This window comes from Advenella sp. RU8, assembly GCF_048381675.1.
In the GTDB taxonomy this organism is placed as follows: Bacteria; Pseudomonadota; Gammaproteobacteria; order Burkholderiales; family Burkholderiaceae_B; genus Advenella.
Genome location: NZ_JBLWIS010000021.1, coordinates 1 through 1,255, shown reverse-complemented (window position 1 = coordinate 1,255; position 1,255 = coordinate 1). Strand labels below are relative to the sequence as shown.

Sequence of the window (1,255 nt, the reverse complement as noted above, 5' to 3'; positions counted from 1 at the left end):
TCATCTTTACCTGGCTGGCCTTTGTCCGTGGCTTGGGCCTGATCTTCCCGCTGTGGCCGGTTCCCTTTGCCGAATGGCCCACCTATGCCATGATCATTATTCCTTTAGCGGTTATTGTCGGCGTCATTATCCTGATCAAAAAAATTAAAGGAAGCAAATAATCATGATGGAATTGCTGGAACATTTATCCTTGGGCTTTTCAGTGGCCTTTACACTGGAAAACCTGTCCTATGCCTTCCTGGGCTGCCTGCTGGGCACCCTGATTGGTGTGCTGCCAGGCATTGGCCCGGTGCCCACCATTGCGATGCTGCTGCCCCTGACCTATGTGCTGCCACCCACCGCTGGCCTGATCATGCTGGCCGGGATTTATTACGGTTCGCAATACGGCGGTTCAACCACGGCCATTCTGGTCGCCCTGCCCGGTGAAACCTCGGCGGTGGTCACTGTACTTGACGGACACCAGATGGCCAAGAATGGCCGTGCCGGTGCCGCGCTCTCGATTGCCGCCTTGGGTTCTTTCTTTGCCGGCTGTTTTGCCACCATTCTGTTGGCTGCCTTTGCGCCACCACTGGCTGAAGTCGCCTTCAAGTTCGGTCCTGCCGAATACTTCTCTCTAATGGTACTGGGCCTGATCGGTGCCGTGGTATTGGCCTCCGGTTCCCTGCCTAAAGCGATCTGCATGATTCTGCTGGGCCTGTTGATGGGCATGATCGGTACCGACGTCAACTCGGGTGTAGCCCGCTTTGACTTTGGTATCCCTGAACTGCAAGACGGCATCGACTTTGCAGTGGTCGCCATGGGTGTGTTCGGCCTGGCCGAAATCATGAACAACCTGGCACAAAAAGAAAACCGGGTCGACATTACCGACAAACTGGGTACCCTGTATCCGAACAAACAAGAGTTCAAGGAAGCCGGTCCGGCCGTCTTGCGCGGTACCATGCTGGGTTCGGCCCTGGGTATCTTGCCCGGTGGTGGTGCGGTTCTGTCTTCGTTTGCTTCTTACACCCTGGAAAAGAAAATTTCCAAAACCCCCGAGCGTTTCGGCAAGGGCCATCCTGCCGGTTTGGCAGGCCCCGAGTCGGCCAACAACGCGGCAGCCCAGACCTCGTTCATTCCGCTGCTGACGCTGGGTATTCCCGGTAACGCCGTGATGGCCCTGATGGTGGGTGCCATGACGATTCACAACATCCAGCCCGGCCCGCAGGTCATGAGCAGCCACCCCGAATTGTTCTGGGGCCTGATCGTGTCCATGTGG

General features: G+C 56.7%; 1 protein-coding gene. It reads left to right on the top strand.

From position 1 onward, the window contains the following. Positions 1–166: 166 nt before the first annotated feature. A partial coding sequence (locus tag ACM5Q9_RS14255) for a tripartite tricarboxylate transporter permease (RefSeq protein WP_418145420.1) occupies positions 167–1,255 on the top strand: 1,089 nt, incomplete at its 3' end.